Genomic DNA, 5,960 nt, shown 5'->3' on the forward strand with positions numbered 1-5,960 from the left:
GCTGATCACGGCGGCGTTCGGCAGCTGCTCCTGCATCCAGCCCAGGTGCTTGCGCAGCCGGGGCAGCGCCTCGGTCGACCGCAGCACGAACCGCACCATCAACTCGCCCGCCGGCGAGCTCGTGACCAGCACGTGCTTGAGCTCGCCGCGCCGAGCCGGTACCGAGTACGGGGTCAGCCGCGCCCGCGTGATCATCGCCCGCAGCGCCGGCATCGCCTCGACCAGCGCAGCCTCGTGCAGGGGGCAACCGGACAGGTCCACACCCAGCCCACCGCCGTCGAGAATCCCGAGAGTCGGATCCTCGACGGACCCGGCGACCACCATCTTCGCCTTGTTCCGGAACCCGGCCTCCAGGCCCGTGAAGGCGGGTTTCCAGCCGAGAGGCCCGACGGCGTCGCTCACCGCCCGCTGCTTGCTCGCCACCTGCTCGGGGTAGGGGACCTCGATCAGCGTGCAGGAGCGGCAGCGGCCCGCCGCGTAGTAGGTGCAGTCCATCGGCGCTCAGCCTGACTGCTCGCCGAGCCACGGGCAAACCGTCGAGGGCGGAAAAGCCCGTGGCGTGAGCCCGTCGGCGTGCTTGGCTGGACCGATGACCGTCACCATCAGGCCGCTCGACACCGCCTCCGACCGCGAGCTCACCGAGTACATCCGTCTCGACCATGCCTGCGACGAGGTGCTCTTCGGTGGCATCGAGAACCACACCGTCGAGCAGACCCGCGCCAGGCTCGAGCCGAACCAGTACTGGGAGCTCGGCCACTGGGTCGCGGTGTCCGGCTCCGGTGACGACGAGCGCATCCTCGGGTACGGCGGCACGTCGGTGCCGCTCAGCGAGAACCTCGACACCGTGCACGTGGACCTCTCGGTTCACCCGGAGCACCGCGGCCAAGGCATCGCCACGGCCCTGCTGAACGAGGCCCTGCTGCCTGCGATCCGCGCCACCGGCCGCCACCTGATCAGCGCGTACGGCGCGATCCCCGCCGAAGGCGACCCGGACGACATGAGTCTGCCGGTGAACAAGATCGCCGCCGCCCACGGACTGAGCCGCAAGAACGTCGCGGTCTGCCGCATCCTCGACCTTCCCCTCGACGACGAGCTGCTCGATGACCTCGCCGCCCAGGCCGCCGAGAAGCTCGGCGACTACCAGGTGCTCTACTTCGAGGACACCGTGCCCGAGGAGCACCTCGCGGCCTACGGCGTGCTGCTGCGCCAGCTCGAGCTCGACGAGCCTGACGAGGAGGTCGAGCACGAGGCTCCCGAGTTCACACCGGAGCGGATCCGCCTGGCCGAGAAGCGCCGCCGGGACTCCGGCACCCGGTCCCTCATCGCGGTGGCCCAGGCTCCCGACGGAGCCTTCGCCGGCAACAGCGTGGTCGAGTTCCACGGCGGTGAAGGCACCACGATCGGGTGGCAGGAGAACACGCTCGTGATGCCCGAGCATCGCGGTCACCGCCTCGGGCTCGCGCTGAAGGTCGAGACCCATCGGCGGCTGCGGCAGGAAGCCCCGGCGCTCCGCTCGATCGCGACGTGGAACTCCCACGTGAACCCGTGGATGATCGCGATCAACGAGCAGCTCGGCTACCGCGTGGCGCACCGCGAGATCGCCTTCCAGGGCCGCCCCGCCCTCCTGCCGCCGAGATCGTAGGGAGGTGGCGAGATCGTAGATCTGGATCTACGAAGTCGACGCCGATCTACGATCTCGGCGGCAGGGGTGGGCGGGCGGTAGCCCGGTGGGCCAGCCCGGTGGGCCAGCCCGGTGGGTTGGTCAGCCGGCGATCGCCGTGTCGAACAGCTGGGTGGCGGCGGCCTCGAAGAGCTCCTGCATCGGACCACCCTCGTAGCCGGCCGCCAGGTGCGCGGCGGCGATCCCCGCCCCGAGCTGCAGCGACGCCAGGTCGTCGCGCCCGAGACTCTTCGGCGGTGGCCACGGCCACTTGCGGGGCCAGCCGGTGCCGCACCAGTCGTCGATGTCGATCATGAACGAGCGGGTGCCGCCCTCGCCCTGACCGATGGCCGCCATCGCCATCATCGCGAGCTGGCCGTAGCCGATCGCGGTGTACGAGACAGCCGTCCGCCGCTGCTGACCGATGTCCACAGGCGGCAACGGCTGCGGGTTGAGCGCCGCGATCCCCGCCGTGTTCAGCCCGAGCGGACCGCCGCCGACGACCTCCCAGACCTTGGGGTTGATGTGAGCGAAGAACTCCAGCCGGTTGCCGCTGGCGAGAGCCCTGAACAGCTCCGTCGCACTAGCCATGATTGCCTCCACCATGCAGGGGCGCACCCGATGTGCGCCACACCAGGAAGGAGGCGGCGAGGACCCCGCAGATACGTGCGAGCGCGCGATCGGACGAGTCTGAGCCCGCTCGACTCAGGCGAGCAGGCGCACCCAGACGGCGGCAGCGGCCGTCGTACTGATCTCGACCGGTCGGTCCTCGAGATCGAGCCCGACGGCGCCGGTTTGGTCGGCTGCCGAGGTCACCGTGAGCTGGGCTCCCGGTCGGATGCCCTTCTCAGCGAGATAACGCAGGATCGGCGAGCTGCGGTCGCTGACGCGGACCACCTCGACCCGGGTGCCCGCGTCGGCAGCCGTGAGTGGCTCGGCCGCCGTGCTGCCGCGCTCGCCCTCGCGCGGGATGACGTCACCGTGCGGGTCGGCGCGTGGATGGCCGAGGGCCGCGTCCATGCGCGCGAGCACCACGTCGGAGACCCCGTGCTCGAGGAGGTCCGCCTCGCGGTGCACCTCGTCCCAGCCCAGCCCGAGGCGTTCGACCAGATAGGTCTCGATGATCCGGTGCCGGCGCACCAGCCCGACGGCGAGCGGCTCGCCCAGCGCGGTCAGCGTCACCGTGCCGTAGGGCTCGTAGTCCACGAGCCCGTCACGGGCCAGGCGGCGCAGGTTCGCCGACACGGTCGAAGGGGTGACGCCGAGACGATCGGCGATGTCGGTGGTCTGGGGGCGCCCGCCCGGCCACTCGTACGCCTTCCAGACCACCGTGAGGTAGTCCTCGGCCATGCGACCGACGTCGTCCTGGTGCTGGGTCATCGCTGTGATCCTAGGCAGCGGACGGCTCGCGCTCGCGGTCCGTCTGTGCTCCGGACCGCGATCGTGCGAACGGGGCGCGCAGCGTGGGCAGGATGTGGCGGCGGTGTGCGACCAGCAGCACGGTCGCGATCACGACCTGCAGTGCGGAGAGCCAGTACCTGCCGGCCGTGTCCGTCACGGCGAACTGGGCGGCGAAGATCGCGAGCAGGCCGAGCGCCGAGGCCCAGTGGAACCGCAGCGCCAGGATGATCGCGACGCCCATCACGGTCTGGGTGGCGGTCAGCACGAACTCCTCCACCTGCCGCGCGTCGAGGGCGAGGTCCGTGCCTCCGCCGCCGAGCAGGTGGGCAACCGGCAGCGAGCCCACCAGCAGGCTCCACTGGTTCACCTTCGAGGCGATGAGCGTGCCGATCGCCGCCGCGCCGTGCCCGCGCAGCGCGAACATCACCGCGATGATGAACTCCGGCGCCTCCGAGGCGAGCGGCGCCAGCCACTGCACCAGCAGGTAGGAGTCGACGCCGAGCGAGGTGCCGGCGCTGACCATCGACTCCGCGAACGGCTCCGCCACGGCGAGGATCAGGGCAGCCGATACCACGAACAGGGTGATGACGGTGGTGCGTCGCACTCTCACGGGCAGCGCCACGATCAGAGCGGCGCCGCCGACGAACTCCTCCTCGTCGTCGTCCTCGACCTTGCTCGCCCGCCACAGGTAGATCCCGAACGTCACCACGAGCACCAGGCCGAGCCAGATCGGGATGTGGCCGAGTGCCGGGATCGCGAACGCGAGCACGGCGAGGATCGCCAGGAACCCGATGTCCAGGCGACCCTGCGGAGGAATGGCGAGTGCGCGCGGCGCGGGCGTGCCCGAGGTGCGCGACCGGGCTCGCGCGACCAGCAGCGCCACGATCACCACCAACGGCCACCCGAAGCCGAGGAGCAGCCGGTTGGAGCCGGTCATGTTCGCGGCGGCGTACTACTCGTACTCGGGCTCGGAGCCGGAGCGGAACGCGTAGTACAGGTCGACGGCGTACTCGGGCAGCACCGCGATGAACGCCAGCAGCGCGATCGCGAGAGCGCCGGAGATGTCCTTGCGGGCGGCCTCGGCCGCCCAGGCGAGCAGGAACGCCGCGGCCACGATCGCGGCGCCGAAGAGCAGCATGTCGAGCACCGGGTCGGGGCGCAGGCCGGCGACCCGCAGCACGACGGCGGGGGTGGCGATCAGGAGGCAGAGCAGGACACGGCGGAGCAGTGAGATGGGCACGGTGAGCCACCCTGAACCGCCGATCCCGGGTGTGTCCACGGCCAAGACGTTGTTGGAGGCGTCCAACACTCGGCGGCCTGCCGTCGTGCAGACTGCGAAGGGTGAGAAGCAATGAGCACGGCCAGCCGATCGGCATCGATCTTCCGGGGTGGAAGCCACCGCCGCGGCCGGTGCTGTCGCAGCTGGCCGGACGCTGGTGCCATCTCGAGGCGCTGACCGCCGACCATGCCGACGCGCTGTTCGGCGAGGTGGGCGGTCCCGGGCGCGAGGCGCTGTGGACCTACCTCGCCGACGGCCCGCACGCACGCCCGGAGGATCTGCGCCGCCACGTGGCACGGCGGCTCGCCGGCCCCGACGTCCACGTCGTGGTGCGCGACGAGCAGGGTGTCGCGTGCGGCCTCGCCGCCCTGATGCGGATCGACGAGCCCAACGGCGTGGTGGAGGTGGGGTCGATCGTGCTCGGGCCGCGGCTGCAGCGCACGCGCGCGGCGACCGAGGCGATGTCGCTGCTCGCGCGCCACGTGTTCGATCTGGGGTACCGCCGGTACGAGTGGAAGTGCGACTCGCTCAACGAGCCCTCCCGGCGCGCGGCCGAGCGGCTCGGGTTCCGCTACGAGGGGACGTTCCGCGACCACGTAGTGACCAAGGGGCGCTCGCGCGACACCGCCTGGTTCGCGATGACGCTGCCGCAGTGGCCGTGGATCCGTGCGGCCCACGACGCCTGGCTCGCGCCGGACAACTTCGACGGCGGTCGTCAGCGGCGGCGCCTGGTCGAGCTGCTGGCCGAGGCTGCGGGTGGCTCCGACACCGCTGCCGCGGTCTGAGCCGGCCCGGTCTCACCGCGCAGACGTTCAGGTGTCCGCCGACGCCCGCTCGGCCCGCGCTCGCGAGAACGCCTGGACGCACGCCTCGATCTGCTCCGGATCATGGGCGGCGGAGAGCTGCACGCGGATCCGGGCCTTCCCCTTCGGGACCACCGGGTAGGAGAACGCGGTGACGAACACGCCCAGCTCGAGCATCCGGGCCGCGACGTCCGCGGCGAGCGCGGCGTCTCCGAACATCACCGGCACGATCGCGTGCTCGCCGTCGAGCAGGTCGAAACCCTCCTCGGCCATGCGGCGTCGGAACAGCGCGGCGTTGGCGAACAGGCGCTCGCGGAGCTCGCCGGCACCGGTGACGAGGTCGAGTGCGGTCAGGGTCGCGGCCACGATCGCGGGCGCCACCGAGTTCGAGAACAGGTACGGCCGGCCCCGTTGCCGCAGCAGGTCGACGATCTCCTGGCGGCCGCTCACGTAGCCGCCGGAAGCGCCACCGAGCGCCTTGCCGAACGTGCCGGTCCAGATGTCGATCCGGTCGGTGACGCCGAAGTGCTCGGGGGTGCCGGCGCCGGTGGCGCCCATGAACCCGACGGCGTGCGAGTCATCGACCATCACGAGCGCGCCGAACTCCTCGGCGGCATCGCAGATCTCGGGCAGCGGCGCCAGGTAGCCGTCCATCGAGAACACGCCGTCGGTGACGACGACGACCCGGCGAGCTCCGCCGTCGCGGGCAGCCTGCAGCTGGGCGCGCAGGTCGGCCATGTCGCGGTTCCGGTAGCGGAACCGGGCCGCCTTGCTCAGCCGGACGCCGTCGATGATCGAGGCATGGTTGAGCTCGTCC

Annotated in this window: 7 protein-coding genes and 1 pseudogene; 2 read left to right on the top strand and 6 right to left on the bottom strand. The window is 71.4% G+C overall.

The features are described from left to right. A pseudogene (locus tag ACOJSN_RS19870) lies at positions 1-495 on the bottom strand (23S rRNA (uracil(747)-C(5))-methyltransferase); the annotation flags it as partial. A 94-nt stretch (positions 496-589) separates the two neighbouring features. Here ACOJSN_RS19870 and ACOJSN_RS19875 point away from each other — a divergent pair. After that, entirely contained in the window at positions 590-1,642 is a 1,053-nt protein-coding gene (locus ACOJSN_RS19875) for a GNAT family N-acetyltransferase (RefSeq protein ID WP_420114216.1), read from the top strand. Positions 1,643-1,762: 120 nt separating this feature from the next. On the opposite strand, the gene ACOJSN_RS19880 is transcribed toward ACOJSN_RS19875, so the two are convergent. The 4 genes from ACOJSN_RS19880 to ACOJSN_RS19895 form a co-directional block, all read right to left on the bottom strand. Beyond that, a complete protein-coding gene (locus ACOJSN_RS19880; RefSeq protein WP_420114217.1) occupies positions 1,763-2,251 on the bottom strand; it encodes a hypothetical protein in 489 nt (162 codons plus the stop codon). A gap of 114 nt (positions 2,252-2,365) precedes the next feature. Next, positions 2,366-3,040, bottom strand: coding sequence for a metal-dependent transcriptional regulator (locus tag ACOJSN_RS19885; RefSeq protein WP_420114218.1), 675 nt, complete (start codon positions 3,038-3,040; stop codon positions 2,366-2,368). Positions 3,041-3,050: 10 nt separating this feature from the next. Further along, positions 3,051-3,998, bottom strand: coding sequence for a hypothetical protein (locus ACOJSN_RS19890; protein ID WP_420114219.1), 948 nt, complete (start codon positions 3,996-3,998; stop codon positions 3,051-3,053). A gap of 15 nt (positions 3,999-4,013) precedes the next feature. Then, the gene (locus ACOJSN_RS19895) at positions 4,014-4,301 is read right to left on the bottom strand and encodes a hypothetical protein (RefSeq protein ID WP_420114220.1); all 288 of its coding nucleotides are present in this window, start codon (positions 4,299-4,301) and stop codon (positions 4,014-4,016) included. A 101-nt stretch (positions 4,302-4,402) separates the two neighbouring features. On the opposite strand from ACOJSN_RS19895, the gene ACOJSN_RS19900 reads away from it, so the two are divergent. Next, entirely contained in the window at positions 4,403-5,125 is a 723-nt protein-coding gene (locus ACOJSN_RS19900) for a GNAT family N-acetyltransferase (protein WP_420114221.1), read from the top strand. A gap of 27 nt (positions 5,126-5,152) precedes the next feature. Here ACOJSN_RS19900 and ACOJSN_RS19905 read toward each other — a convergent pair. After that, positions 5,153-5,960, bottom strand: an 808-nt coding sequence (locus tag ACOJSN_RS19905) for an aminotransferase class I/II-fold pyridoxal phosphate-dependent enzyme (RefSeq protein ID WP_420114222.1), incomplete at its 5' end; no start/stop codon positions are given.

This window comes from Pseudactinotalea sp. (assembly GCF_048594945.1).
In the GTDB taxonomy this organism is placed as follows: Bacteria; Actinomycetota; Actinomycetes; order Actinomycetales; family Beutenbergiaceae; genus Pseudactinotalea.

Coding starts and splice junctions, on each gene's coding strand:
- ACOJSN_RS19875 (WP_420114216.1), top strand. CDS start 590: ATGACCGTCACCATCAGGCCGCTCGACACCGCCTCCGACCGCGAGCTC.
- ACOJSN_RS19880 (WP_420114217.1), bottom strand. CDS start 2,251: ATGGCTAGTGCGACGGAGCTGTTCAGGGCTCTCGCCAGCGGCAACCGG.
- ACOJSN_RS19885 (WP_420114218.1), bottom strand. CDS start 3,040: ATGACCCAGCACCAGGACGACGTCGGTCGCATGGCCGAGGACTACCTC.
- ACOJSN_RS19890 (WP_420114219.1), bottom strand. CDS start 3,998: ATGACCGGCTCCAACCGGCTGCTCCTCGGCTTCGGGTGGCCGTTGGTG.